This is a genomic window from Tateyamaria armeniaca (genome assembly GCF_045797845.1).
In the GTDB taxonomy this organism is placed as follows: Bacteria; Pseudomonadota; Alphaproteobacteria; order Rhodobacterales; family Rhodobacteraceae; genus Tateyamaria; species Tateyamaria armeniaca.
In genome coordinates this window covers 548,459-571,524 of sequence record NZ_JBHDIY010000002.1, presented here as the reverse complement: position 1 = coordinate 571,524, position 23,066 = coordinate 548,459, and the positions used below count along the sequence as shown (strand labels likewise).

At 62.0% G+C, this 23,066-nt stretch carries 24 protein-coding genes, 2 tRNA genes and 3 pseudogenes; 18 read left to right on the top strand and 11 right to left on the bottom strand.

The window, feature by feature from the left end; genetic code table 11:
- Positions 1 to 54 precede the first annotated feature (54 nt).
- On the bottom strand, positions 55 to 1,209 hold the full coding sequence (locus tag ACERZ8_RS02870) for an adenylate/guanylate cyclase domain-containing protein (RefSeq protein WP_407590605.1): 1,155 nt from the start codon (positions 1,207 to 1,209) through the stop codon (positions 55 to 57).
- Between the two features lie 98 nt (positions 1,210 to 1,307).
- Here ACERZ8_RS02870 and ACERZ8_RS02865 point away from each other — a divergent pair, with 98 nt between their 5' ends.
- From ACERZ8_RS02865 to urtE, 10 genes and pseudogenes are all read left to right on the top strand, one after another.
- Entirely contained in the window at positions 1,308 to 1,619 is a 312-nt protein-coding gene (locus tag ACERZ8_RS02865; RefSeq protein WP_407590603.1) for an ETC complex I subunit, read from the top strand.
- Positions 1,607 to 2,071: a GNAT family N-acetyltransferase gene (locus ACERZ8_RS02860; protein WP_407590602.1), complete on the top strand. Its 465-nt coding sequence runs from the start codon at positions 1,607 to 1,609 to the stop codon at positions 2,069 to 2,071. Before ACERZ8_RS02865 ends, ACERZ8_RS02860 begins: the two co-directional genes overlap by 13 nt.
- Positions 2,072 to 2,115: 44 nt before the next feature.
- Positions 2,116 to 2,192: transfer RNA gene (locus ACERZ8_RS02855), tRNA-Arg, on the top strand.
- A 434-nt stretch (positions 2,193 to 2,626) separates the two neighbouring features.
- A complete protein-coding gene (locus ACERZ8_RS02850; RefSeq protein WP_407590601.1) occupies positions 2,627 to 3,337 on the top strand; it encodes a class I SAM-dependent methyltransferase in 711 nt (236 codons plus the stop codon).
- Positions 3,338 to 3,485: 148 nt separating this feature from the next.
- Complete coding sequence (locus ACERZ8_RS02845) at positions 3,486 to 3,869, top strand: hypothetical protein (protein WP_407590600.1); 384 nt, start codon at positions 3,486 to 3,488, stop codon at positions 3,867 to 3,869.
- A 291-nt stretch (positions 3,870 to 4,160) separates the two neighbouring features.
- Complete coding sequence (urtA, locus tag ACERZ8_RS02840; RefSeq protein ID WP_407590598.1) at positions 4,161 to 5,438, top strand: urea ABC transporter substrate-binding protein; 1,278 nt, start codon at positions 4,161 to 4,163, stop codon at positions 5,436 to 5,438.
- 67 nt (positions 5,439 to 5,505) lie between these two features.
- Positions 5,506 to 7,461, top strand: a complete 1,956-nt coding sequence (gene urtB / locus ACERZ8_RS02835) for an urea ABC transporter permease subunit UrtB (protein WP_407590597.1) — start codon at positions 5,506 to 5,508, stop codon at positions 7,459 to 7,461.
- Positions 7,462 to 7,504: 43 nt separating this feature from the next.
- Positions 7,505 to 8,742: pseudogene (urtC, locus tag ACERZ8_RS02830) on the top strand (urea ABC transporter permease subunit UrtC).
- Positions 8,739 to 9,479, top strand: coding sequence for an urea ABC transporter ATP-binding protein UrtD (urtD, locus tag ACERZ8_RS02825; protein WP_407590596.1), 741 nt, complete (start codon positions 8,739 to 8,741; stop codon positions 9,477 to 9,479). Before urtC ends, urtD begins: the two are co-directional and overlap by 4 nt.
- Before the next feature lies 1 nt (position 9,480).
- Positions 9,481 to 10,176, top strand: coding sequence for an urea ABC transporter ATP-binding subunit UrtE (urtE, locus tag ACERZ8_RS02820; protein ID WP_407594139.1), 696 nt, complete (start codon positions 9,481 to 9,483; stop codon positions 10,174 to 10,176).
- Here urtE and ACERZ8_RS02815 read toward each other — a convergent pair.
- On the bottom strand, positions 10,173 to 11,144 hold the full coding sequence (locus ACERZ8_RS02815; RefSeq protein ID WP_407590595.1) for a hypothetical protein: 972 nt from the start codon (positions 11,142 to 11,144) through the stop codon (positions 10,173 to 10,175). The genes urtE and ACERZ8_RS02815 overlap by 4 nt on opposite strands.
- Positions 11,141 to 11,992, bottom strand: coding sequence for a DUF6502 family protein (locus ACERZ8_RS02810; RefSeq protein ID WP_407590594.1), 852 nt, complete (start codon positions 11,990 to 11,992; stop codon positions 11,141 to 11,143). Before ACERZ8_RS02810 ends, ACERZ8_RS02815 begins: the two co-directional genes overlap by 4 nt.
- A 146-nt stretch (positions 11,993 to 12,138) precedes the next feature.
- Between ACERZ8_RS02810 and ACERZ8_RS02805 the strand changes: the two genes are divergently transcribed.
- Positions 12,139 to 12,627: a fasciclin domain-containing protein gene (locus ACERZ8_RS02805; protein WP_407594137.1), complete on the top strand. Its 489-nt coding sequence runs from the start codon at positions 12,139 to 12,141 to the stop codon at positions 12,625 to 12,627.
- 51 nt (positions 12,628 to 12,678) lie between these two features.
- Here the strand turns inward: ACERZ8_RS02805 and ACERZ8_RS02800 are convergent, their stop codons facing one another.
- Positions 12,679 to 13,821: an alpha-D-ribose 1-methylphosphonate 5-triphosphate diphosphatase gene (locus ACERZ8_RS02800; protein ID WP_407590593.1), complete on the bottom strand. Its 1,143-nt coding sequence runs from the start codon at positions 13,819 to 13,821 to the stop codon at positions 12,679 to 12,681.
- A 34-nt stretch (positions 13,822 to 13,855) separates the two neighbouring features.
- Between ACERZ8_RS02800 and ACERZ8_RS02795 the strand changes: the two genes are divergently transcribed.
- Positions 13,856 to 14,536, top strand: a complete 681-nt coding sequence (locus tag ACERZ8_RS02795) for a DUF1045 domain-containing protein (protein ID WP_407590592.1) — start codon at positions 13,856 to 13,858, stop codon at positions 14,534 to 14,536.
- On the opposite strand, the gene phnN is transcribed toward ACERZ8_RS02795, so the two are convergent.
- The 6 genes and pseudogenes from phnN to ACERZ8_RS02765 all read right to left on the bottom strand — a co-directional run bounded on the left by phnN (position 14,518) and on the right by ACERZ8_RS02765 (position 18,555).
- Positions 14,518 to 15,003, bottom strand: a complete 486-nt coding sequence (gene phnN / locus ACERZ8_RS02790; protein ID WP_407590591.1) for a phosphonate metabolism protein/1,5-bisphosphokinase (PRPP-forming) PhnN — start codon at positions 15,001 to 15,003, stop codon at positions 14,518 to 14,520. The two genes, ACERZ8_RS02795 and phnN, sit on opposite strands and share 19 nt — an antisense overlap.
- The gene (locus ACERZ8_RS02785; RefSeq protein ID WP_407590590.1) at positions 14,981 to 15,676 is read right to left on the bottom strand and encodes an ATP-binding cassette domain-containing protein; all 696 of its coding nucleotides are present in this window, start codon (positions 15,674 to 15,676) and stop codon (positions 14,981 to 14,983) included. Before ACERZ8_RS02785 ends, phnN begins: the two co-directional genes overlap by 23 nt.
- Complete coding sequence (locus tag ACERZ8_RS02780) at positions 15,663 to 16,055, bottom strand: VOC family protein (protein WP_407590589.1); 393 nt, start codon at positions 16,053 to 16,055, stop codon at positions 15,663 to 15,665. The genes ACERZ8_RS02785 and ACERZ8_RS02780 overlap by 14 nt, the downstream gene beginning before the upstream one ends.
- On the bottom strand, positions 16,052 to 16,924 hold the full coding sequence (locus ACERZ8_RS02775) for an alpha-D-ribose 1-methylphosphonate 5-phosphate C-P-lyase PhnJ (protein WP_407590588.1): 873 nt from the start codon (positions 16,922 to 16,924) through the stop codon (positions 16,052 to 16,054). Before ACERZ8_RS02775 ends, ACERZ8_RS02780 begins: the two co-directional genes overlap by 4 nt.
- Positions 16,925 to 17,053: 129 nt before the next feature.
- Positions 17,054 to 18,331, bottom strand: a pseudogene (gene phnH / locus ACERZ8_RS02770) (phosphonate C-P lyase system protein PhnH).
- A gap of 80 nt (positions 18,332 to 18,411) precedes the next feature.
- The gene (locus tag ACERZ8_RS02765) at positions 18,412 to 18,555 is read right to left on the bottom strand and encodes a phosphonate C-P lyase system protein PhnG (protein WP_407590587.1); all 144 of its coding nucleotides are present in this window, start codon (positions 18,553 to 18,555) and stop codon (positions 18,412 to 18,414) included.
- Between ACERZ8_RS02765 and ACERZ8_RS02760 the strand changes: the two are divergent.
- Positions 18,550 to 18,687: pseudogene (locus tag ACERZ8_RS02760) on the top strand (phosphonate metabolism transcriptional regulator PhnF); the annotation flags it as partial. The gene ACERZ8_RS02765 and the pseudogene ACERZ8_RS02760 overlap by 6 nt on opposite strands.
- A 311-nt stretch (positions 18,688 to 18,998) precedes the next feature.
- On the opposite strand, the gene ACERZ8_RS02755 reads toward ACERZ8_RS02760, so the two are convergent.
- Positions 18,999 to 19,073: transfer RNA gene (locus ACERZ8_RS02755), tRNA-Thr, on the bottom strand.
- Between the two features lie 84 nt (positions 19,074 to 19,157).
- Between ACERZ8_RS02755 and ACERZ8_RS02750 the strand changes: the two genes are divergently transcribed.
- From ACERZ8_RS02750 to hisD, 5 genes are all read left to right on the top strand, one after another.
- Positions 19,158 to 19,319 carry a hypothetical protein gene (locus tag ACERZ8_RS02750; RefSeq protein WP_407590586.1) on the top strand — a complete coding sequence of 54 codons (162 nt, stop codon included), beginning with the start codon at positions 19,158 to 19,160 and terminating at the stop codon, positions 19,317 to 19,319.
- Positions 19,312 to 20,583 carry a UDP-N-acetylglucosamine 1-carboxyvinyltransferase gene (murA, locus tag ACERZ8_RS02745; RefSeq protein WP_407590585.1) on the top strand — a complete coding sequence of 424 codons (1,272 nt, stop codon included), beginning with the start codon at positions 19,312 to 19,314 and terminating at the stop codon, positions 20,581 to 20,583. Before ACERZ8_RS02750 ends, murA begins: the two co-directional genes overlap by 8 nt.
- Positions 20,580 to 21,047 carry a DUF2948 family protein gene (locus ACERZ8_RS02740; protein WP_407590584.1) on the top strand — a complete coding sequence of 156 codons (468 nt, stop codon included), beginning with the start codon at positions 20,580 to 20,582 and terminating at the stop codon, positions 21,045 to 21,047. The genes murA and ACERZ8_RS02740 overlap by 4 nt, the downstream gene beginning before the upstream one ends.
- A complete protein-coding gene (locus ACERZ8_RS02735; protein WP_407590583.1) occupies positions 21,040 to 21,543 on the top strand; it encodes a GNAT family N-acetyltransferase in 504 nt (167 codons plus the stop codon). Before ACERZ8_RS02740 ends, ACERZ8_RS02735 begins: the two co-directional genes overlap by 8 nt.
- Before the next feature lie 73 nt (positions 21,544 to 21,616).
- Positions 21,617 to 22,918 (top strand): histidinol dehydrogenase, encoded by a 1,302-nt coding sequence (gene hisD / locus ACERZ8_RS02730; protein WP_407590581.1) that lies wholly within the window; start codon positions 21,617 to 21,619, stop codon positions 22,916 to 22,918.
- Positions 22,919 to 23,066: the final 148 nt, after the last annotated feature.

The following is a 23,066-nucleotide window of genomic DNA, read 5'->3' as shown; positions in this document are numbered from 1 at the left end:
ATGCTAACTTGGCCTGATTGGCGTTGCGTGCAAGGGGGTGCGGCGTTGCTGCTGTCAGGAATTGGCAGGGGCAAAGAGGGCCATGGGTTCAACGAGTCCCTTGAGCGGTTCGGTGCTGACGTGACGCATGTTCAGGCCGGATTGATCGGCGAGCGTTTGAGACACCAGCACGTCCTCGTTCAGGCGGGTGCAGCAGGCCTCGACCCGCGCGGCGGTGTTCACCGCCTGACCCAGCACAGTAAAGTCGATGCGGGCGCGGGCCCCGACATTGCCATAAAGGACAGACCCGAAATGGATGCCGATCCCGAAGGCCACGGGCAGTTCGGCGAGGGCCGCGATCCCCTTGGCGGCATGGGCGGCGGCGATGGCTTGGCGGCAGGCGTTCTGTCGTCCGTCCTCGCTGCCGTCGCTGGGAAACAGGGCCAGCACCCCGTCGCCCATGAACTTGAGGATTTCGCCGTCATGGGAGTCGACGGCGTCCGAGATCACCTCGAAATAGCGGTTCGCGATTTCCAGCGCTTCGCCCGCTGGTCGGGTGGCGTTAAGCGCAGTCCAGCCGCGGATGTCGGAGAACAGAATGGCCGCTTCGATCGTTTCGATGTCGCCGCGGGTGATCTGACCCTCAAGCACCCGGCGGCCCGTGCGGGGACCCAGATAGCTGGTGGCGATGGCGGTGGCGAGGTGATCGTGGCGGTGCGCCTCGACCACTGGTGCCAAAACGTCTGACAAGGTGTCGAGCAGCGCGATGTCGTCATCGCTGAACCCCGGCCCATCGGCGACAAAGATGACCATGCCGAACGACCCGGTGGCGAAGGCCATGGGCCTGCCGTACCAGTCAGAGGCACCGCGTTCTCGCAGCTCGTGCAGGACAAGGTGATCATCTGGCCCCAAACTGTCGTCAAGACGGCGGCGATAGGGGGCTTGGGTGTTTGAGATGATCTCCATCGGGCTGCCGACATAGGTGGTGCGGGTTTCCATGCCGTGCCCGGTGCGCAACTGGTCCGGATTTTCGCTATCGGTTCCGTGCGGGTCCCAGATGTAGCTGACTGCGGCGATCAGGGGGTGGGTGGTGCGCATCCCCATGCGCAGACGCATCAGCGGCACGCCTGCGTCCCGCAGACGGGGGCCGAGGCCGTCGGTCAGGGCCTTGAGCCCGTGCATCCGCCCGTCAGTCAGGATCCAGTGAATGAGAGGGACGGCATCATGCATCTGTCTGATATGGCACTGTTACGATCTGAGACAAATCGTATCTTGCGCGGGCAGGGCGAATTTCCGATATACGAGGGCGGAACATCAGGAGCCATCCCATGCGCGCACGCATCTTTCAGCCCGCCAAGACTGCCATGTCGTCCGGCACGGCCAAGACCAAGCACTGGGTGCTGGAATTTGCGCCTGCCTCTGCGCGGTCGGTCGATCCGCTTATGGGCTGGACGTCGTCCGATGACACGCAGGCACAGGTCCGCATGACCTTTGAGACCAAGGAAGCGGCGCAGGAATATGCAGATCATCACGGGATCGACGCCGTGGTTCAGGACCCCAACAAACGCCGCGCCAACATCCGCCCCGGCGGCTATGGCGAGAATTTCGCAACCGGGCGGCGTGGGGCATGGACGCATTAAACATTGCCCGCGACAGGCCTGACAGCCCGGACGTTCAGGCGCTGCTGATCCGTCATTTCGAGTTGATGCGCGCAAGCTCGCCCGAGGAAAGCTGTCATGTGATGGAACCGGGCGCGTTGCTGGAACGCGATGTGACCTTGTTGGCCGCACGTGATGGAGATGCCGTTCTGGGCGTGGGCGCATTGGCGCAGGTTGAACCCGGGCACGGCGAGTTGAAATCGATGCACACCAGTGCCGAGGCGCGGGGACGCGGTGTGGGCCGCGCCATCCTTGCCGGGCTGTTGAACGAGGCGCGCGCGCAGGGCATGGCCCGTGTCAGCCTTGAAACCGGCACGGCCGGGATGTTCGCCCCGGCCCGCGCGCTTTATGCCGCGCACGGGTTCGAAGAATGCCCGCCATTTGGCGATTACACTGTCGATCCGCTGAGCGTTTTCATGACAACCACGCTTTGACACCCTTGCCCCGTGGCCGCACCTGCGGCATGAGGGGAACGCGCGGTCCCGTAGCTCAACTGGATAGAGCACCTGACTTCTAATCAGGATGTTGAGGGTTCGAGTCCTTCCGGGATCGCCAGCGTTTTTTCGAATACCTTTGATGGGTGACGAGCCCGTGGCGTCGGCGGAGCGGGGGCTGGCGAACCGACCTGTCTGCTAAGGCGTTTTATGGTAGCCAAGACACGTTGTCTGCTCAAGCTAAGCGCATGTGGCTGCAAAATCGCCTGACCGCGGGCCGGTCCGGCGATGGCACGGCGGCCTGCGGCCTTGATTCCGTGCCTTGGGAGTCTTGGAGTTACTGCCCGGCGCGGCACGCGATCCGGGTTTGAGCGCCGCTACAAGTACGCCCGACACCCGCGCGTGTCCAGATCTCGATCATGACCCAATGGTCACAGTCTTGAATTCTGATCCCGTAACCACCTCTGATTCATCAATAATTGTTGCCAGATCGCGCCAGACTGTCTTAACCAAGGGTTAAGGACCGCCAAAAGGTCCACTATTGAGGAACGTCAGATGAACCAATTTACCAACATGGATAACATGGTGGTGCCGGACGTCTTTTATGACCGGTACTATCAGCGTCGCTTGCCCGACACCCCAAAGGGTTACCCCAACGGCTGGATGTCACCCAACGATCTGACACTGCTTTATAACGCCGCCTATCTCAGCACCGGTCACGTGCTTGAGGTTGGTCCGTGGCTCGGTCGTTCGACCACGGCACTGGCGATGGGGCTGCGTGACCGGCAGGCCGATGGTGCGGCCCCCGTCAGTTTCGACACCATCGATTTCGGCATCACTAGCGCGAATGAATGGCAGGAAAGGTTCGGTGAAACGCTGGATCTGAACAAGCAGAACGGCCGTGTGGCCGACGCCGTTTATCACCCCGGTGGCACGGTGGCCGTGTTGATCCAGAACATGAAGGACAACCGTCTGCTGCCTTATGTGTCGAATTTCATTCGCGGTGATTTCATCGATTGCCCAATCTCGCGCAAGTACAGCCTGATTTTCTGTGACACGACCCATGATGATGCCGAGATTGAGCGCACGTTGCCCAAGCTGGCCAAGATGGCGGGCAAGGGTTGCACGTTTGTGTTTGATGACGTGATTACTGCGCAGCGGGCGGACCTGATCTGCAGCTATCTCAAGACCAAGCGTTTTGTGATGAGCGCGCAGATTTTTCCGCAGCGCAAGAAGTTCTGCAAGGTGATGCTGGTCGAGACCTGAGCCTTCCAGCGTAGGGAATGAGATGTGCCGTGGCCGATTGAGCCGCGGCGCATTTTGACGTCCGGACCTGTGTTCGCCCTGCACGCGTGGTTTCATTTTTATATATTGCACGCTTGCGCGACGCCTTTTGGGCTGCAATGCTCAATATATGAGCAGATTAAGAACGCTGATCGCAGGCGCGCTGATCATAACAGGCATAAGTGGCGCAGCGCGGGCCAATGACGATCTGGTGCTGGTTTTTGCCGGATGCACCGGGCGCCTCTCTGCTGAAATGGAGTTTTCGTGGCTGATGAGCGATGGGCGTGGTGACGCCTTGCAGGCGCAGCGGCAGCGCTTTGTCTCCATCCTTGATGCGGTCATGCCGTCCGAGCGTGCGCGTGAAACACTTGGGCGTCGGATCGAGGCGAAGCTGGCCCATTCGGCGATGCTGACCACGGCCCATTTCGGGACGGATGCGCGCCTGTCAAAGATGGCGAGGCAGCAGACGCAGTTGAACGTGCAGGCCTGCCAAAACCTGCTACTTGAGGGCTAAGCCCGAAAATCCGCTGTTTTTCCGCTCAGAAATTACGCGCATGGCGGGATTTCTGCCCAATTAGTAATCGGCCATGTCGGGCGGCCTGACCAACCCACAAGATGAACTCGGCCTCTGCGCGGCGGCGCATCTAGATAGGCGTCGGTCCAGTCAGGGCCGTTTAATTGTGCGGCGGCATCAGAATTGGAACCCTGGACACCACCGCACGCGCCTAACTTAAAGCGCAAGGGTGATATGAGGCCGATTGGTCCATTTCGCAATGCCCTCGCGCACCGCGCTAGAGGAAACGAAATGTCAAAATCCCTTCTTGGAACCACCGCTGCCGTACTGCTGGCAACTGTGCTCCCCGCTGCCGCCCAGGACTGCCCGATCAAAGTGGGTGTGCTGCACTCGCTGTCCGGCACGATGGCGATCTCTGAAACGACGCTCAAAGACACGATGGAAATGCTGGTCGAACAGCAGAACGCCGCCGGTGGCGTGCTGGGCTGCGAGTTGGAGGCCGTTGTGGTCGACCCCGCGTCCGACTGGCCGCTGTTTGCTGAAAAAGCGCGTGAATTGCTAACCGTGCACGAGGTCGATGTGATCTTTGGCAACTGGACGTCCGTGTCCCGCAAATCCGTGCTGCCCGTCATCGAGGAACTGAACGGCCTGCTGTTCTACCCTGTGCAATACGAGGGCGAAGAGTCCTCGAAAAACGTGTTCTACACTGGCGCTGCCCCCAACCAGCAGGCGATCCCGGCCACGGACTATTTCCTTGAGGAACTGGGCGTCGAAAAATTCGCGCTGCTTGGCACCGACTATGTCTATCCCCGCACAACCAACAACATTCTTGAGGCATACCTCAAGGCCAAGGGCATCGCAGCCGAAGACATCTTTGTGAACTACACGCCGTTTGGTCATTCTGACTGGTCCAAGATCGTCGCGGATGTCGTCGCCCTTGGCGCGGATGGCAAGAAGGTTGGCGTGATTTCCACGATCAACGGCGATGCGAATGTGGGCTTTTACAAGGAACTGGCCGCTGCCGGGATCTCTGCCGATGACATCCCCGTCGTCGCCTTCTCGGTCGGTGAAGAGGAACTCGCCGGTCTCGACACATCCAACCTCGTCGGCCACCTCGCGGCCTGGAACTACTTCCAATCTGCCGAGTCCGACGCCAACGAAGCATGGGTCGAAGCGTGGAAAGCCCGCATGGGCGAAGACCGCGTGACCAATGATCCGATGGAAGCACATTACATCGGTTTCAACATGTGGGTGAACGCGGCCACGGCGGCGGGCACCACGGATGTCGATGCCGTGCGCACCGCGATGTACGGGCAGGAATTCCCGAACCTCACCGGTGGCACCGCTGTGATGCTGCCCAACCATCACCTCGCCAAGCCCGTGCTGATCGGTGAAATTCAGGCCGACGGACAGTTCGACATCATCAGCCAGACGTCCGAAGTGCCGGGCGATGCGTGGACCGACTTCCTGCCTGAATCCGCTGTGCTTGTGTCGGATTGGAAAGAGCTGGGTTGCGGGATGTACAACACCCAGACCGAGACCTGCGTGCAGATCGAATCCAACTACTGATCGCGTTGATCTGAAAAGACAATTCAGGGGGCGGCTTTCGCCCTCTGACCACTTGGGGCAGGTGTGTATGCGACGACTTTTGGCTTTCATGGTTTGCCTTGCGCTGGCGATGCCTGCCGCTGCACAAAATGCGGACGCCCCCATTCAAAAGGTGCTGCAAACCCACGCCGACCTGATCGCAAAGGCCTCGCGCCGCACCATCCAGACGGCCATCGACGCACTCACCGCCAGCGGCCTGCCTGCCGCACAAGAGGTGTTGGAACGCTGGCAGGACAAGGAGATGTGGCAGGACGAGGAAACCGGCCTGTTCGTCTTTGCCGAGGAAATCGACCGCGACACGATCCGCATTTTTGATGTGGCTGACGGGGCCGATCTGGGGGAAGTCCCGGATGACACCTATGACCAGCTTAAACCCAACAGCGGGGTGCGTGGCCTGATCGCGGCGGGCCTTGTGAAATTCCAGCTGATCGATGACAGCCCCGCCATCCGCCGCCTTGCGCTCGACGCGATCGCCCGCGACCCCAAGGAGAGCCACCTTGCCGCCCTGCGCGATGTGATCGCGGACGAACCCAGCCCGGCGCTGGCCGCTATCATGACCCGGCTGGAACGGTTGCTGACAATCGAATTCGGGGATGATGAGGCCGAAAAGATCGCGGCGATTGCACATTTCGACGGTGATCTGGGCGTCGATGCGCGCGCTGCGCTCAACCCCCTTGTCACCACGCGGATCGAAGTGGGCCAAACTGTCCCTGAAGGCCCCGAGGTGGTGCGTACCCTGCGCACGGGTGACGAGGCGTTGCCGAAAACCAAAGCCTATCAACTGCTTGTCGATGCCGACCTCGCCCCGCCGCTGATCCCGGCCAGCGAAGTGCGCGAGGCCCTGATCCGCAACATTGACGGCAGCACCGTGGCCGGTGTGCAGGTGGCGAGCCTTGACACCGACCGCGCCCGCAATGCCGCCTTTGCCACGCTGGTGGCCGAGGGTTTGGCCGACCCCGCCGCCACCGAAGAAGAGATCGACACAGCGCTGGCCGCCTACCAGTTCTTTGAGGTGTTCATCGGAGCGCCACCCAGCGTGGCGCTGGCCGCCCAGGAGGTGCTGAGCGGCATCGAAACCAAGCTTGCGCTGAACCAGACTGCCGATCTGGCGCTCGATGCCATCTCGCTCGCGTCGATCTACTTCCTTGCGGCCATTGGCCTTGCCATCACCTTTGGCGTCATGGGCGTGATCAACATGGCCCATGGCGAGTTCATCATGATGGGGGCCTATACGGGTTATGTGGTGCAGCTTTTTGTGCCCGATCACACCCTGTCGATCCTGCTGGCGATTCCGCTCGCCTTTATGGTGACCTTCGCCGCCGGGGTCGCGATGGAGCGGCTGGTGATCCGCTGGCTTTATCACCGGCCCTTGGAAACACTGCTGGCCACGTTCGGGGTGTCCATCGCGCTGCAGCAGCTCGCCAAGAACATCTTTGGCACGCAGGCCCGTCCGCTGACTGCGCCCGGCTGGCTGGATGGGTCGATGGTGATCAACGACGTTGTTTCGATCAGCTATATCCGCATTGCGATTTTCATTCTGGCGCTGATCTTCCTTGCCCTGTTCCTCATCGTGATGAACCGCACGCGGCTGGGCCTAGAGGTGCGTGCGGTCACCCAAAACCCGCGCATGGCGGCAAGCATGGGTATCAACCCCGATCGCATCAACATGCTGACCTTCGGCTTTGGGTCGGGCATTGCGGGCATCGCAGGGGTCGCCATCGGGCTTTACGCCAAGGTGACCTCGGAAATGGGCAGCGACTATATCGTGCAGTCGTTCATGACGGTGGTTGTGGGTGGCGTCGGTAACATCTGGGGCACACTTCTGGGTGCGGCCATGGTGGGGTCCATGCAGAAGGGGATCGAGTTCCTCAACCCCTCCAACACGTTGGCGGCGCAGACCTACATGATCCTGTTCATCATCCTGTTCATCCAGTTCCGCCCCCGTGGGATCATCGCCCTCAAGGGCCGCGCGGCGGAGGCCTGAGATGACTGATACCGCTTCTTCTGGCCGAAAATACCACGGGGGTCTGGCGGCTGGCCCCCAGTCCCGTCCATTCATCCAGCGCCACCCGTCTGTGCTGATCTTCATTGCCTGCCTCGCGCTCTTCACCCTTGGCGTCACAATCCTGTCCGAAGGGTTCGGGATCGGCGTGATCTCCACCAGTTTCGTCAAGACACTTGGCAAGACGCTGTGCCTGTGCATGGTCGCGCTCGCGATGGATCTGGTCTGGGGCTATTGCGGCATCCTGTCCCTCGGGCACATGGCGTTTTTTGGCATCGGCGGCTATGCCATCGGCATGTGGCTGATGTATGCGCGCACCGAGATTATCGTGGTGCAAAGCCTTGCCGCTGCGCCCTTACCCCCACGGCAGGCGAGATTTCCCAAGGCATCGCCACCCAGATTTTCGGCGTCGTGGGTGCGTCGGAGTTTCCACCGATCTGGGCCTTTGCCCATTCGCTGCCTTTGCAACTGGCCGCCATCGTGATTGTGCCGGGGCTGCTGGCGTTGGTCTTTGGCTGGCTGGCGTTTCGCAGCCGGGTGACGGGGGTGTACCTGTCGATCCTGACGCAGGCGATGACGCTGGCGATGTCACTCTACTTGTTTCAGAACGACTCCGGCTTGCGCGGCAACAATGGGTTGTCGGGTCTGCAGAATCTGCCGGGCCTTGGGGATGTGCCGCAATCTACCGTGTCGATCTGGTTTCTCTGGGCTTCGGCTTTGGCCCTCGGTCTGGCCTACCTGCTTTGCGCGTGGATCGTGTCGGGCAAGTTCGGCTCGGTCATCCGCGCCATCCGCGATGACGAGGCGCGCGTGCGCTTTCTGGGCTATTCGGTGGAGGCCTACAAGCTGACCATCTTCACCCTCACCGCCGTCATCGCCGCCATTGCCGGGGCGCTGTATTACCCTCAGGCGGGCATCATCAACCCGGCGGAAATCGCGCCCATCGCGTCGATCTATCTGGCGGTCTGGGTGGCGATTGGCGGGCGCGGGCGGCTCTATGGTGCGGTGATCGGGGCGGCGTTTGTCTCGCTTGTCTCCACGTGGTTCACAGGCGGACAGGCGCCGGACATCAACCTTGGGTTCTACACGATCTCTTGGGTGGATTGGTGGACCGTGCTGCTTGGCTTTTCCTTTGTCGTCGTCACTCTTTTTGCCCCCAAGGGCATCGGCGGACTGATCGACCTTGTGCCCGGCCCGAACCGCCACGGCGCGGATCTGGGCCCTGATCCGGGCAGTTTGCGCGAAAGCGAGGCGGACAAATGAGCACCCTTCTCGAAGTCTCCGGTGTTTCGAAATCCTTTGACGGATTCAAGGCGATCAACAACCTGTCCTTTCAGATCGGCGAGCCGGAAATGCGCGCAGTGATTGGCCCGAACGGGGCTGGCAAAACGACGTTCATGGACATCGTCACGGGCAAGACCAAACCGGATGAAGGCACGGTGCTGTTCGGGGAAAAGTCGCAGTCCCTGCTGAAGCTGACGGAAAGCCAGATCGCGCAGGCGGGCATCGGGCGCAAGTTCCAGCGCCCCACCGTGTTCGAGGATCAGAGTGTGAGCGACAACCTGATGATGGCGCTGAAAAAGGACCGCAGCCCGTGGGCGGTTCTGCGCTTTCGGCCCAGGCGAGAGGACCACGCGTCGGTGGCGAAACTGGCCGACGAAATCGGGCTGACCGATCAACTGCCGCGCAAGGCGGGCGAGTTGAGCCATGGCCAGAAACAGTGGCTGGAGATCGGGATGCTGCTGGCACAGGACCCGCGCTTGCTGCTGGTTGATGAGCCTGCGGCGGGCATGACCCCGGCAGAGCGGGAACACACCACCGACATTCTGGTCGAGGCGGCCAAGACCCGCGCGGTTGTCGTGGTGGAGCATGACATGGAATTTGTGCGCCGTCTCAATTGCAAGGTGACGGTGCTGCACGAGGGGTCTGTGCTGGCCGAGGGCACGCTGGACCATGTGACCGCCAATGAAAAAGTGATCGAGGTTTATCTTGGCAGATGACGTGCTGAACATCACGGACCTGACCCTGCACTATGGTGGCAGTCAGATCCTGAACCGGGTCAGCGTGACCGCGCGCCGCGGTGAAGTCACTTGCGTGATGGGCACCAATGGAGTGGGCAAGACCAGTCTTCTGAAGGCGATTTCGGGCACGCATCCGCGCTCGGGCGGGACGTATCGCTTGGACGGAGTCGAGATTGGCCGCGCTTCGGCCCATGCACTTGCGCAACAAGGCGTGGCTTACGTCCCGCAAGGACGCGAGATTTTTCCGTTTCTGACCGTGAAGGAAAACCTTGAAACCGGGTTTGCCTGCCTGCCTCGATCTGAACGGTCGGTGCCTGAGGAGATTTTCGACCTGTTTCCCATCCTCAAAGAATTCCTGGGCCGTCGCGGCGGTGATCTGTCCGGCGGGCAGCAGCAGCAACTGGCCATCGCCCGCGCCCTTGTGACCCGCCCCAAGCTGCTGCTGCTGGATGAACCGACCGAAGGCATCCAGCCCAACATCATCCAGCAGATTGGCCGCGTGATTGCACAACTGCGTGCCCGGGGCGACATGGCCATTGTGCTGGTCGAGCAGTATTTCGACTTTGCCCGCGAGCTTGGCGATCAGTTTTTGGTGCTGGAACGTGGTGCGGAAAAGCTGCGCGGGCGGGCTGATGAGATCGAGCGCGACACGCTGCTGGCGGCGGTTTCGGTCTAGCGGGTGTCGATGGCCCGTGCCGCTGATCCGGTCAGACCTTTGGCAAAATTCTCGCCCTCTTCCGGTTGCAGCAACGCCTGACGCAGACGTTGCGGTTCGGGCAGCACAACGGCGCGGCGCGCGCGGAATCGTCCGTCATAGGGGCCGAAATAGACCGCGCGCAGACGTGCGAACGGATCGAGCGTCAGGCGGCGTGCAAAACTGTGCCCGAGGCCCGAAATGCGGAAGCCCGGGTCTTCCTCGATGGGCTCGAGATACCCTTCGATAGACAGTTGCCGCAGCGACTGACCGCCCCGGAACCGCCCCAGTTCCACCGATGCGCTGGCAAGCGCGCCGCCTGTGAACTGCCCCGACACGATTGCGAATTGCCCGGCGATCAGGATGTCGCCATCGGCCAGTTTGATTGGCGTCTGACCAATGCGCCATCCGGTATCCGGGCTGCCAACGGCCACACCCGCAACGCTGTCGCCGCTTTGCGGGGCGAGTTGCAGCAGGCTGGCGTGCAGCGATCCGTCGGGCTGCCACAAGCCGTGTGCGACAACGCGCTGGCCGATCACCGCCGCGGCGGATTGGGCCGTATCAAGGCGCAGCGCCGTTCCATTGATCGCATAGCCCTGACGGTTACGGGTCAACGTGCCGGTCAGCGGGGCATCGATGTCGATCTGTTGCGCCTCGAACCGGCCAAGCCGGGTGCGGGCCACCAGGCTGAGGGCCGTGCCGGGCACAAGCATCGTGTCACTTGCGGCCCGCCCATTGGCAAAGACGCGCACGTTCGAGGGCAATTCGACCCGCAGGCCATTCACCAGCACAGAGCCTGCACCGGTCATCAACCCGACGATACCGGTGCCGCCGATCCCGCCTTCGAACGGGTCGTCGCCGAGTTGTGCAGTCGAAATGGCAGGGGCACATCCCGTAAGGGCTGTCGCCCCCATCAGGCTAAGAAGATGGCGTCGGTTCAGGCGTGTCACTTGTCTTTTGGCCCTTGTTCTTCGGCGCTTTTTTCTGCGTCCTCGCGGTAAAAGTAAATGCCCAGACGGTAGCGTTGGCGCGGTCCGCCTGAGTCCTTGTCGCGCCGGTGTGCGGCACTGCTTTGGCGGTTCAGATCTTCGAGCAGTGTTTGGGATTGGGTGCGTGCTTGCGCTTCGATGTCGTCCACAGCCTCTGGTGTCATCTGGTTGTAGAACACGGATCGCTCGAAAAAGGGCGGTGTGTCGGACAACAGGTTTTCTGTGGCGGCGGCCAGGTGGTCCCCGACATTGGCACCAAAGAACGCCTCTTTTTCGGAGGATGTCGCGCTGCCGACAATCGTGTCGGTGTTGAGGTGCAGCAGGTCACCGGATGCGCTGACCAGTCCGCCGCGTTCAAGCTCGTCAAGCACGGTGCGCGGGCGCACGTCCTTGCTGACGGACTGTACCAGCGTTTCGAAACTGGGCGCGTTGTCAGCGGCGCGGGGCAGGGGTGATGGCGCGCCTTTGGCGTCGGTGAAGTCGGGGTGCGACATCCATTGGCCGATGACCGTGGCAAGCAGCGCACTTTTGCGCCGCGCCTCGGCGGTGCCGTCGTCGGTTTCGGCGCGGATCGTGCGGATATCCTTGCGGTGCACACCGGTCAGCAATGCGATGCGACTGTCGGTGGGGGGCGTGCCGTCGAGGCCAAAACTTTCCTGTGCCACCTCGACATAGACCCGTTTCAGCAGGGCATAGATCACCGGCGCTGTCAGCCCGCGCGCGATCATTGTGCGGACCAGAGGGCGCAGTAGCCCCCTGAGAACACGCAGAAATGCGTCTGATGCGCTGGTTTGATTTTCACTTGCCATGACCAGACATTAGCGCTGCGTGGAATTTTTTTCCACGCCAAACCTTGATTTTGCGGCGCAGTGCGTCACTTCGCCTCGTGTGGGAAAAATTCCCACTCAAGAATTGTGATGGCCGCCCGCGCCTCACCTCAAAAGGAGACAGAATGATGAAACGCCGTAGCTTTGTGAAGATGACCGTAGCTGGTGCAACCCTGGCCGCTCTGGGCGCCTGCGCCGAGATTAACACGCAGCCCGATATCGTGGATACCGCCGTTGCTGCCGGGTCCTTCAACACGCTGGTTGCCGCCGTGCAGGCTGCCGATCTGGTTGATACGCTGAAAAGCCCAGGGCCCTTCACCGTGTTCGCCCCGACGGACGCTGCATTCGCCAAGCTGCCTGCCGGCACGGTCGACAACCTGTTGTTGCCCGAGAACAAGGACCAGCTGGTTGCGATCCTGACCTATCACGTGGTGCCCGGTCAGACCCTTGCCGCCGATCTGGCTGGTCAGCGTCTGAGCGTTGCGACTGTGAATGGGGCCAACGTGCACATTGACGGACGCAATGGCGTCAAGGTCGAGCAGGCCAATGTCACTCAAGCCGACATCCTGACCTCCAATGGCGTGATCCACGTCATCGACAGCGTTTTGCTGCCCTAAGCCACTCCGGACGCATCCCGTGGGCATGTCGCCTGCGGGGTGCTTTCCGCCTCAGGCCACCTGCGTGCCGTGGCTCCAGACCTGACGCGCCACTGCTGTGCCGTCATCAATGGCAAAGCGGATCACATCCGCGCGTTTCCCGACTTCGAGAACACCGCGATCTTTTAGACTGACGGCTTGTGCCGGATTGGCCGTCACTGTGGCGATGCCGCGCGCCAGATTGCCCCAGACATCGCCCAGTTGCACGGCTGACAGCAGTAAGGCGGCAGGCACGTAATCTGACGATACGATGTCCAGCAATTCCCGTTCCGCCAAATCCTGTGCTGCGACGTTGCCCGAATGTGACCCGCCGCGCACAAGGTTCGGGGCACCCATGATAATGGCGATGCCGTGGTCGCGGCAGGCCTGTGCTGCCTCGACCGTGGTGGGGAATTCGGCCATCGTCACCCCGTGCCCTGCCGACGTGCCCACCTGTTCGGCGGTGGTGTCGTCATGGCTGGCCAGAACTGCGCCAAGGCGTGTGCCATCGCGCACGGCTGCGGCCTCGTGGATCGCACCAAGGCGATTTTGCAAGTCCAGCAGGTTGGCGACGTGTTCGGTAAAGTCCTCTTCGCTCATCTGTCGCTTGCCCATGACATAGCCCTTCATCTTTTCGATATCGCGAAACTGGCGTTGCCCCGGCGTGTGGTCCATGAGGCTGACAATGCGCACGCGGTCTTCGGGCGTGAATTCGGCAAGCTCATCAGGCAGGGTTTCTGAACAGATCTCGGCGCGCAGGTGCAGGAAATGGCTGATCTTGAGCGCACCGCGGGCGCGCAGGGCCAACAGCTCTGACGACAAAGCGCGCGCATATTTGAGGTAGCGCCCCTTGCTTTCAGGGATCGAGCCGACGCGCATCGCATCGAACACGGTCGTAATCCCACACCCCGCCATTTCGCGGTCATGTGCCAGAATGGCGGGCCCATGCGGCCATTCCACCTTGGGGCGTGGGGTGATGTGGCGTTCAAGATTGTCGGTGTGCAATTCGATCAGACCGGGCGCGAGGTAGTCGCCGTTGCAATCAAGCGCCCCGACGGGAACGGATGCACCGGTATCCATGGATGCGATCAGCCCATCACGCAATTTCAGGCTGCCGGTCACAACCTCATCCCGAAGGATCAGCTTGGCGTTGGCGAGGATCGTTTCTTGTGTCATGTGACTGTCATCTCAAACTGGAATGGGATCGTTCATGTTTACGCGCTACGCCATCTACTACACGCCCGCACCGGGCACGCCACTGGCTGATTTCGGGGCGCGTTGGCTGGGATGGGACAGCGCCGACGGCGTTGCACGCCCGCATCCGAAAATGAACGGGCTTGATGTGGCGCATATCACGGCGCGTCCGCGAAAATACGGGTTCCATGGCACCATCAAACCGCCGTTTTATCTGGCCGAGGGCACAACGGCCCAGGGGCTGTCGGACGCGGTGGATGCCTTGTGTGCGGATGCGGCACCTGTCGCGCTTGACGGGTTGAAACTGTCGCGGCTGGGTCGCTTTCTGGCGCTCGTGCCGTCCGGGGATGCATCCGATCTGGCCGCGCTGGCAGCACGCGGCGTTCAGGAACTGGATGCCTATCGCGCCCCGCCGACCGAGGCCGAATTGGCCAAGCGCCGCGGTGCACGGCTGAGCGCGGCCCAAGAAGCGCAATTGGTGCGCTGGGGATACCCTTATGTCCTTGACCAGTTCCGCTTTCATCTGACGCTGACCGGCCCGCTTGATGATGAAACGGCGGACCATGCGCAAACGGCCCTTGCCGATCCGTTGTCCGACCTTGACCTCGCCCCCTACCACATCGACGGTCTGACCCTTCTGGGTGAGGATGAGCATGGGAAATTCCAGCAAATTCATCGCTATACCCTTTCCGGATAGAGCGCGGACAATGCGGTGTCGACCGTTGTGTCCAGTGCGCCGGAATTGTCGATCACGACGGCGTTGATGCTGTCCGGGATACCTGATCCGGCCCGTTCAAGCCTGCGTGCGATGTCTGCCGCATCCTCGCGGCCCCGTCCTGCAAGGCGGCTGGCCAGAACGTCGGGTTTGGCTGTGAGTGCGATGATCACGAGGCTGGGAAAGCGCACCTGTGCTGCGTCCAGCACGCCGCGTGACAGGTTTGCCAGCATATCGTGCCCTGCTGCGAGGTCCGCATCCACGCCTGCCGGAATGCCATAGTGTAGCCCGTGGGCCGCCCACCACAGCGCAAAGTCCCCGGCATCCCGCATGGCCGCAAAGCGGGCCATGTCGACGCCGTCAAACGCCTCGCCCCCGGCGGTGCTGGGTCGGGTGATCACACGGCGCACAAGCCCAAGGCGCGGATCAGCCCCGGCCATCGACTGCATCACCGTATCCTTGCCCACGCCTGAGGGACCCACAATTGCGATCATGCGGCCCGTCATGCCGCAACCCCGGGGCAAATGCGCTGACATCGATTTCGCGGTCGCACACCTGTTCGCGCACAGCATCGTCATGGAAGATGCTCACGATGGCCGCACCGCGCGCCTTGGCCTCGGCGATCATGTCGATCACCACGGCGCGGTTGTCGCCATCAAGGCCCCCGGTCGGTTCGTCCATGAACACGAGCCGTGGTCCGGTCACCAGATTGCGTGCAATCTGCAGACGCTGCTGCATACCGCCGGAAAACTGGCTGGGTCGGTCGTCGATGCGGTCGTTGGCAATCTCGACAAGGGCCAGCCAGTCGATCGCCTGCCCGCGTATGTCACCGTAATGCCGCGCGCCCACAGCCATCAGCCGTTCCCCGACATTGCCACCGGCGCTGACATTCATGCGCATCCCGTCCGTGCGGGTGTCAAACATCACGCGGCCTGCATCGGGTGGCAGATGCCCGGACAGGCAGTTCAGCAAGGTGGTCTTGCCCGACCCGGATTCGCTCACGACCCCCATGACTTCGCCCGGATAAAGATCAAAGGACACATCCGCGCACCCGATCCGGGCCCCGAACCGTTTTGACAGGCCATGCACCTGCAGCAGAGGCCGCGCCTCATCTTGGGTCATAGGCAAGTTCCAGTCTGGTGCCGCCCGGTTCGCGGATCATGAAATGCTCTTTTGGTCCCTTGCCGGACAGTTCGGGGGCGAATTCGACCTCGACACCGGGCCATGCCGCCACCGTATCAAACAGGGTCAGAAGTTGTGCCGCGGATGCCACCTTGAGCGCCGTGTGATGCAGCCCGACATTCTTGTGCCGGTCAAAGGCACCGTCGCCGCGCTGCTGCCAAAGCGTCAGTTTGGAATGGCCATCGGTGATATAGGCCGACGGATAATCGGCGTTGCCGCCAAATTGCGTCCACCCGAGCGCACCGGTGAAGAAGGCCACACTTGCGGCCAGGTCCGTTACCGTCAGGCCAAGGTGATCGATGCCAAGGGTTTCGCTCATGTCTGTCTCTCCTCAAAGGTGGATGTGTCTTCTGCCCCGACATGTCCTGCCGCGCGTCTGCCGCCACAGTAATCGGTGTCCGAACAAACAAACAGGCGGCTGCCCGCATCATCCGTGATCACCTCGTCCAGATAGCTGTCGGTGGCCCCGCACAGCGCGCAAGGGTGATCGGCCTTGGTCGGCGCAAAGGGGAAGTCTTCGAAATCGAGGCTGACGACTTTGCTGTAGGGCGGCAGCGCGTAAATCAGCTGCTCGCGCCCCGCTCCGAACAGTTGGATGGCGGCCATGCTCAGTTTGGGGTTGTCGAATTTGGGGATGGGCGAGGGATCCATCACGTAACGATCCTCGATGCGCACCGGATAGGCATATGCGGTCGAAATCGCCCCGTGCATACTGATATCGTCGTAAAGTTTCACTTGCATCAGCCCATAGTCTTCAAGAGCTTGCATTTTGCGGGTCTCAACCTCGGACGGCTCAAGAAAGCGCAAGGGTTCGGGGATCGGCACCTGATAGACGAGGATCTGATCCGCGCTGAGCGGTGGCTCGGGGATACGGTGGCGGGTTTGGATGATGGTGGCTTCACGCGTCGCCTCGGTCGTCGCCACACCTGCTGTGCGTTCAAAGAAACGGCGGATGGAAACGGCGTTGGTTGTGTCGTCCGCGCCCTGATCGATCACCTTGAACACGTCGTCCGCCGTCATCACCGCCGCTGACACCTGCACCCCGCCCGTGCCCCAGCCGTAGGGCATCGGCATTTCGCGACTGGCAAAAGGCACTTGGTAACCGGGGATCGCCAGCCCCTTGAGGATCGTGCGGCGGATCATCCGCCTGGTCTGTTCGTCGAGATAGGCGAAGTTGTAATCAGACAATGAATTGCTCCCCATGTCTGCGCCCAAGAATAGAAATCCTGGCGGGCACGGACTCATTCCAACCGCCTGCCTGTCCCTTCATCTCGCCAGATAAACTCCCGCCGGAGGCTCCCGAAATCTGCAAAAAGCTCATTCTGCCCCCTTCTGTTGCGCCGCGCGCCGCAATGCGCGGATCAATTCAAGTTCGGACTGAAAATCAACGTAGTGTGGCAGCTTGATATGTTCGAGGAACCCGGTCGCCTGGATGTTGTCGCAGTGGTAGCGAACGAATTCCTCGTCCTGCGCAGGGGCTCCCATGTCGTCCTCACCCAACTCTTTCCAGCGCAAGGCCCGATACACCAGCGCCATGGAAATCGCCTTGCGCTCTGACATCCCAAAGACCAGCCCATAACCGCGCGTGAACTGGGGCGGGTCGGTTTTTGAACCCTGAAACTGGTTCACCGTCTCGCATTCGGTCACTTCGATCTCGCCAATTTCGATGGCAAACCCAAGTTCGGGGTTCTCCATTTCCACCGTGCAGATACCGATGCGCAGTTCGGCGACAAAGGCGTGCGTGCGTGCGTATCCGCGCTGGGTGGAATAGGCCCTGCCCAGCACAAACCCTTCATCTCCGCGCGCGAGCGACTGCAGACGCAGCACACGGCTGGCGGGCAGTTCCAGCGGTTCGCGGGTCAGGTCGGGCGGTGTGTCCGGACCCTGCGGTTCGGGCTGAACCAAGCCTTCCTATTCCAGAAAGGCCATGATGTGCGGTTTGTGAGTTTCCGCCTCATCACCGCGCGCCGCCTCCGGCACCTCGCCATCCGCGGCCAGTTTGAGATCGAGCAGACGGTGCGTGTAGTCGAATGTCGGACCCAGCACCTGCCCGCCCGGCGCGTCCTTGAACGTGGCCGAGATGCGCCGGTCATAGGCCATCGCCTCGGTGTCCAGCGGTGCCGCACTGCCAAAGCGCGGCAGGGCGGCGATCTGCGCGCCGCAGGTGAAGATGAAATCGAGCCCCAACGGAAACAGTGCCGCCTTGCGCTGGAATGCGGCGCGCTTAGGCAGGCTCACGTGCGCCACGTCTTGGATGCCTGGGCCGCGCAATGTTGCGCCCGCGGTGTCCAGTCGCGCCAATTCGACAATGAAGCTGGCGGATCGGTCCGGATATTCGGGTGTGCCGATTGGCAGTTCGTTCAGGACAATGGCGTCCCAGGTGCCGATGACGAAGGCTGCAGATTCTGCGCCAGCTAAGGGCGCGCCAGTGTGAAAGGTGATCCAGTCCCGCACGTCGGCTGTATCGTTCTGGCCGGCCAGATGTATCCCGGTGTCGGGGTCGCACAACGTCAGGATCGCCGTTCCGGCCGCGACGGACAAGGGTGCTGGCGGCACGGCCCCACCGATCTCGTACACCGATCCGGGGCGCGCCATGGCCTGCATCACGGCCCGAAACGCATTTGCGGACTGCATGGGCGGATCGGCGAAGCCGCCGCTGAGCCTGGCAGAGTTCATCAGTCTTCGCCCCGCGCCATGGTGAAAAAATCGACTTTGGTGGTAGCGGCCTTGGCGGCGCGGGACGCTCTGCGCGCCTCGGCCGCAACGCGCAACGGGTCCATGATCATTGCCTCGACATCGGTGGCTTTGCCCGTCTGCACCTGCGCATTTCGGAATGGGCCCCAATATTGCGGAGCGTCGGGATCAATGTGGACCCTGATGGCGTGCAGGTCGAATACGGGCGCACGTGGTTCGCCGGGGAAAGGGTGACTCTGACATTGGGGGAGGCGTGAAAGAGCGCCGACCGAAGGCATGCCCGTAAGTCGAGACCTGACAGAACGACCTGGCGCGCGGTTGGTTCGGGAATTGAGAGGTCTGGTGCTGTGAGAGAGGATTGAACTCTCGCACTCAGGGTAACCTGACAGGTTACCAGTAAGTCGAGACCTGACAGAACGACCTGGCGCGCGGTTGGTTCAGGAATTGGAAAGGCTGGTGCTGTGAGAGAGGATTGAACTCTCGCACTCAGGGTAACCTGAAAGGTTGCCCGTAAGTCGAGACCTGACAGAACGACATGGCGCGCGGTTGGTTCGGGAATTGAATGATCTGGTGCTGTGAGAGAGGATTGAACTCTCGACCTCACCCTTACCAAGGGTGTGCTCTACCACTGAGCTACCACAGCGCCGTGGGCGGGTGACTAGCGCCAATCGACACCTCGCGCAACCCCATTCTGGACGCCCCCGCACCCCTGCGATAGAGAGGCGGCATGGCAGATAAAACCGCACCCCAATCCAAGGCCAAGGATGACCGCGAGGCCCGCCTCAAGGCGGCGCTGCAGGCGAATCTGGGTCGACGCAAGGCACAAGCCAAAGCGCGCAAAGACACGGGCCAAGCGGATGACACAGGCAAGGAGCAGGACGATGGATAGTATTGTGGTGCGCGGCAATGGGCCGCTGAACGGGCAGATCCCGATTGCGGGGGCCAAGAACGCGTGTCTCGCCCTGATGCCCGCCACCTTGCTGAGTGACGAGCCGTTGACGCTGACCAACGCGCCGCGTCTCAGCGACATCCGCACCATGACCCAACTGCTGCAATCGCTGGGGGCCGAAGTCACCTCGATGCAGGACGGGCAGGTGCAGGCGATGTCGTGCCATGGCCACATCAACACCCGCGCCGAATATGACATTGTGCGCAAGATGCGGGCGTCGAACCTCGTGCTTGGCCCGCTGCTGGCGCGCGAGGGCCATGCCGAGGTGTCGCTGCCCGGCGGCTGCGCCATTGGCGCGCGCCCCATGGACATACATACCGATGGTCTGGCGAAGATGGGCGCCGAGATTGATCTGCGCGATGGTTACCTGCATGCCAAGGCGGTGGGCGGCAAACTCAAAGGGGCAGTCATCGACTTTCCCTTTGCCTCTGTCGGTGCGACTGAAAATATCCTGATGGCGGCGACGCTTGCCAAGGGCACGACCGTCATCAACAACGCCGCGCGCGAACCCGAGATCGTTGATCTTGCTGATTGCTTGCGGGCCATGGGGGCGCAGATCGACGGCGACGGCACCTCGACCATCACCATTCAGGGCGTGGATCGCCTGCACGGGGCGACCCACCGGGTGGTGACGGACCGGATCGAGCTGGGGACCTATATGCTGGCCCCCGCCATCTGTGGCGGTGAAGTCGAGTTGCTGGGCGGGCGTATCGATCTGGTGGGCACATTCTGCGAAAAGCTGGATGCCGCTGGCGTCAGCGTGGAAGAGACGGACAAGGGCCTCAAGGTGCATCGCAAGAACGGGCGTATCCGGGCGGTTGATGTGACCACCGAACCCTTCCCCGGTTTCCCCACCGATCTGCAGGCGCAGATGATGGCGCTGCTGTGCACCGCCGAAGGGACATCGGTGCTGGAAGAAAAGATTTTCGAGAACCGGTTCATGCATGCCCCCGAGTTGACGCGGATGGGCGCAAGCATCGAAGTGCATGGCGGCACCGCGACGGTCACGGGTGTGGACAAGCTGAAAGGCGCGCCGGTCATGGCCACGGACTTACGCGCCTCTGTCAGTCTGATCCTCGCAGGTCTTGCCGCCGAGGGTGAAACGCGCGTTGCCCGCGTCTATCACCTTGATCGCGGGTATGAACATGTGGTGCGCAAGCTTTCGGGCGTGGGTGCGCAGATCGAACGGGTTCAGGGCGAATGAGTGACGCACGGTTTGAAGATGGTCGCGAGGCGCCGCTGAACCTTGGCGCGCTGGACGCAGATGACTTGCAGGTCATCTCGTCGCTGGCGCAGGATTGCGTGTTTCCGATCACCGAGATGAAATACGCGCGCAGCCAGCGTCGTTTCGCGATGCTGGTCAACCGGTTCCGCTGGGAAGATGCGGGCAAGGATCGCCACGCGCCGGAACGGGTGCAATCGGTGCTGGCCTTTGACACGGTTCTGAACGTGGCGAGCCAGGGCATTGATCGCGCGGACAAGGATCTGATCCTGTCCCTGCTGTCCATCAGTTTTGAGCCGGGCGAGGACGGGTCCGGGCACATCGTGCTGACCTTGGCAGGGGACGGTGCGGTCCGTTTGCAAGTCGAGGCGATCGAGGCGACGTTGAAGGATGTGACACGTCCTTATGTCGCCCCGTCGAAATCCGCGCCGCACCACGATGACTGACCTGTTCATCCGCGCAACGACTGCGGATGATGTGGAGACGTGGCGCGCGCTTCGCCTGGACGGCATTATGCGCCACCCCGAGGCGTTTATGATGAGCGCAGAGGCGGCGCGCGCGATCCCGCTGGCGCAGGACGCCGAGGCATGTGCCGCCAAGGACAGGTGGCTGGCCTTTCTGGAAGATACCGCCGTCGGGTTTGTCGGCTTGCACCCCAACACGCTGGAACGCGCCCGCCACCGTGCCGAGATTGGACCGCTATATGTCTCACCTGTCACACGTGGACAGGGCGTGGCGCAGGCGCTGATACATCACGCGATGGACTTCGGACGGGCACACGGCATCTGGCAGTTCGAATTGTTCGTCAACGATCAGAACGTGGCTGCCCGGCGACTTTATGAACGTCTTGGCTTTGTCGAGGCGGGGGCCATTCCCAATGCCATTCTTGGTGCGGACGGGCCAGAGCGGGACGTGATGATGATCCGGACTGAGACGCCCTGAGGCTGCGCCGTTTTGCAGGCTTGAGGCCGCGGGTGCGCGCCGCTATGTCCGCAGCAATCAACGAGGTTTCCCGATGCCCCAGTTTCTTGACTACAGCGATGCGGATTTCGAGGCGCGGTTCACGGCCCTGCTGACTGCCAAGCGCGAGGACAGCCCGGATGTCGACGCCGTTGTCGCGGACATCATTGCGGACGTGCGCGCGCGGGGTGATGACGCCGTGATCGAGCTGACAGAACGGTTCGACCGGGTCGCGCTGACGCCAGACACCCTGCGGATCAGCCCCGAAGAGGTGGACGCCGCCATAGCCGAAGTCAACACGGGGGACCGTGAGGCTCTTGAACTGGCCGCCGCGCGCATCCGGGCCTATCACGCCCGCCAGATGCCCGAAGACGCACAGTGGACGGATGATGTGGGCGCGACACTTGGCTGGCGTTGGACGCCGGTATCTGCGGCGGGCCTTTATGTGCCCGGCGGATTGGCAAGTTATCCGTCCTCGGTCCTGATGAACGCCATTCCGGCCAAGGTGGCCGGTGTCGGGCGTCTGGCCATCACCGTGCCCACGCCGGATGGTGTGCTGAACCCGTTGGTATTGCTGGCCGCACAGATCGCAGGCGTGGACGAGATTTATCGCATCGGTGGGGCGCAGGCGATTGCGGCGCTGGCCTATGGCACCGAAACGATTGCGCCCGTGGATAAGATCACGGGCCCCGGCAACGCCTTTGTTGCCGCTGCCAAGCGTCGGGTGTTCGGCAAGGTCGGCATCGACATGATTGCAGGCCCGTCCGAAATCCTCGTGATCGCGGATGGCGACAATGATCCCGACTGGATCGCGCTGGATCTGCTGAGCCAGGCGGAACATGACGAAAGCGCGCAGTCGCTTTTGATCACGACCGATGCGGGCTTTGGTCAGGCGGTGGCGCAAGCGGTCGAAGCGCGACTTCAAACGCTGGAACGGCGTGCGATTGCCGGGGCAAGCTGGCGGGATTTCGGGGCGATCATCACTGTGCCCTCGCTGGATGTTGCCGCCGCATTGTCGGACCGCATCGCACCCGAACATCTGGAACTTTGCGTCGATGACCCGCAGGCGCTGTCGGCACAGATCACCCATGCGGGCGCGATTTTTCTGGGGCAATGGACGCCTGAGGCCATTGGCGACTATATCGGCGGGCCCAATCACGTGTTGCCGACCGCGCGCTCGCCCCGGTTTTCATCCGGGCTGTCCGTGATGGATTTCGTCAAACGCACGACGCTGGCACAGATGACGCCGGACGCATTGCGCGCCATCGGGCCGGGGGCCGAGCGGTTGGCGACGTCCGAGAGCCTTGAGGCGCACGGGCTGTCGGTCACGGCACGGCTGCGCAAGCTGAACGGATAGGGCAAAGGGGGGGCGCCCCCGCGCCTTTGGGCGCGTCGCCCGGAATTTTCTGAAATCAGACAAGCGGCATTGCGGACGGCAACATGAAAATTTCCCGCTGCCATTGTGTTGCCAGCGTCGCTTGCGTAAGGATCACGGCCTGAACCTT

Coding starts and splice junctions, on each gene's coding strand:
- urtB (WP_407590597.1), top strand. CDS start 5,506: ATGCGACGACTTTTGGCTTTCATGGTTTGCCTTGCGCTGGCGATGCCT.
- ACERZ8_RS02735 (WP_407590583.1), top strand. CDS start 21,040: ATGACTGACCTGTTCATCCGCGCAACGACTGCGGATGATGTGGAGACG.
- urtA (WP_407590598.1), top strand. CDS start 4,161: ATGTCAAAATCCCTTCTTGGAACCACCGCTGCCGTACTGCTGGCAACT.
- ACERZ8_RS02805 (WP_407594137.1), top strand. CDS start 12,139: ATGAAACGCCGTAGCTTTGTGAAGATGACCGTAGCTGGTGCAACCCTG.
- phnN (WP_407590591.1), bottom strand. CDS start 15,003: ATGCAGTCGATGGCCGGGGCTGATCCGCGCCTTGGGCTTGTGCGCCGT.
- ACERZ8_RS02865 (WP_407590603.1), top strand. CDS start 1,308: ATGCGCGCACGCATCTTTCAGCCCGCCAAGACTGCCATGTCGTCCGGC.
- ACERZ8_RS02845 (WP_407590600.1), top strand. CDS start 3,486: ATGAGCAGATTAAGAACGCTGATCGCAGGCGCGCTGATCATAACAGGC.
- ACERZ8_RS02780 (WP_407590589.1), bottom strand. CDS start 16,055: ATGAGCGAAACCCTTGGCATCGATCACCTTGGCCTGACGGTAACGGAC.
- hisD (WP_407590581.1), top strand. CDS start 21,617: ATGCCCCAGTTTCTTGACTACAGCGATGCGGATTTCGAGGCGCGGTTC.
- ACERZ8_RS02785 (WP_407590590.1), bottom strand. CDS start 15,676: ATGACCCAAGATGAGGCGCGGCCTCTGCTGCAGGTGCATGGCCTGTCA.
- murA (WP_407590585.1), top strand. CDS start 19,312: ATGGATAGTATTGTGGTGCGCGGCAATGGGCCGCTGAACGGGCAGATC.
- ACERZ8_RS02860 (WP_407590602.1), top strand. CDS start 1,607: ATGGACGCATTAAACATTGCCCGCGACAGGCCTGACAGCCCGGACGTT.
- ACERZ8_RS02800 (WP_407590593.1), bottom strand. CDS start 13,821: ATGACACAAGAAACGATCCTCGCCAACGCCAAGCTGATCCTTCGGGAT.
- ACERZ8_RS02750 (WP_407590586.1), top strand. CDS start 19,158: ATGGCAGATAAAACCGCACCCCAATCCAAGGCCAAGGATGACCGCGAG.
- ACERZ8_RS02870 (WP_407590605.1), bottom strand. CDS start 1,209: ATGCATGATGCCGTCCCTCTCATTCACTGGATCCTGACTGACGGGCGG.
- ACERZ8_RS02740 (WP_407590584.1), top strand. CDS start 20,580: ATGAGTGACGCACGGTTTGAAGATGGTCGCGAGGCGCCGCTGAACCTT.
- ACERZ8_RS02810 (WP_407590594.1), bottom strand. CDS start 11,992: ATGGCAAGTGAAAATCAAACCAGCGCATCAGACGCATTTCTGCGTGTT.
- ACERZ8_RS02850 (WP_407590601.1), top strand. CDS start 2,627: ATGAACCAATTTACCAACATGGATAACATGGTGGTGCCGGACGTCTTT.
- ACERZ8_RS02795 (WP_407590592.1), top strand. CDS start 13,856: ATGTTTACGCGCTACGCCATCTACTACACGCCCGCACCGGGCACGCCA.
- urtD (WP_407590596.1), top strand. CDS start 8,739: ATGAGCACCCTTCTCGAAGTCTCCGGTGTTTCGAAATCCTTTGACGGA.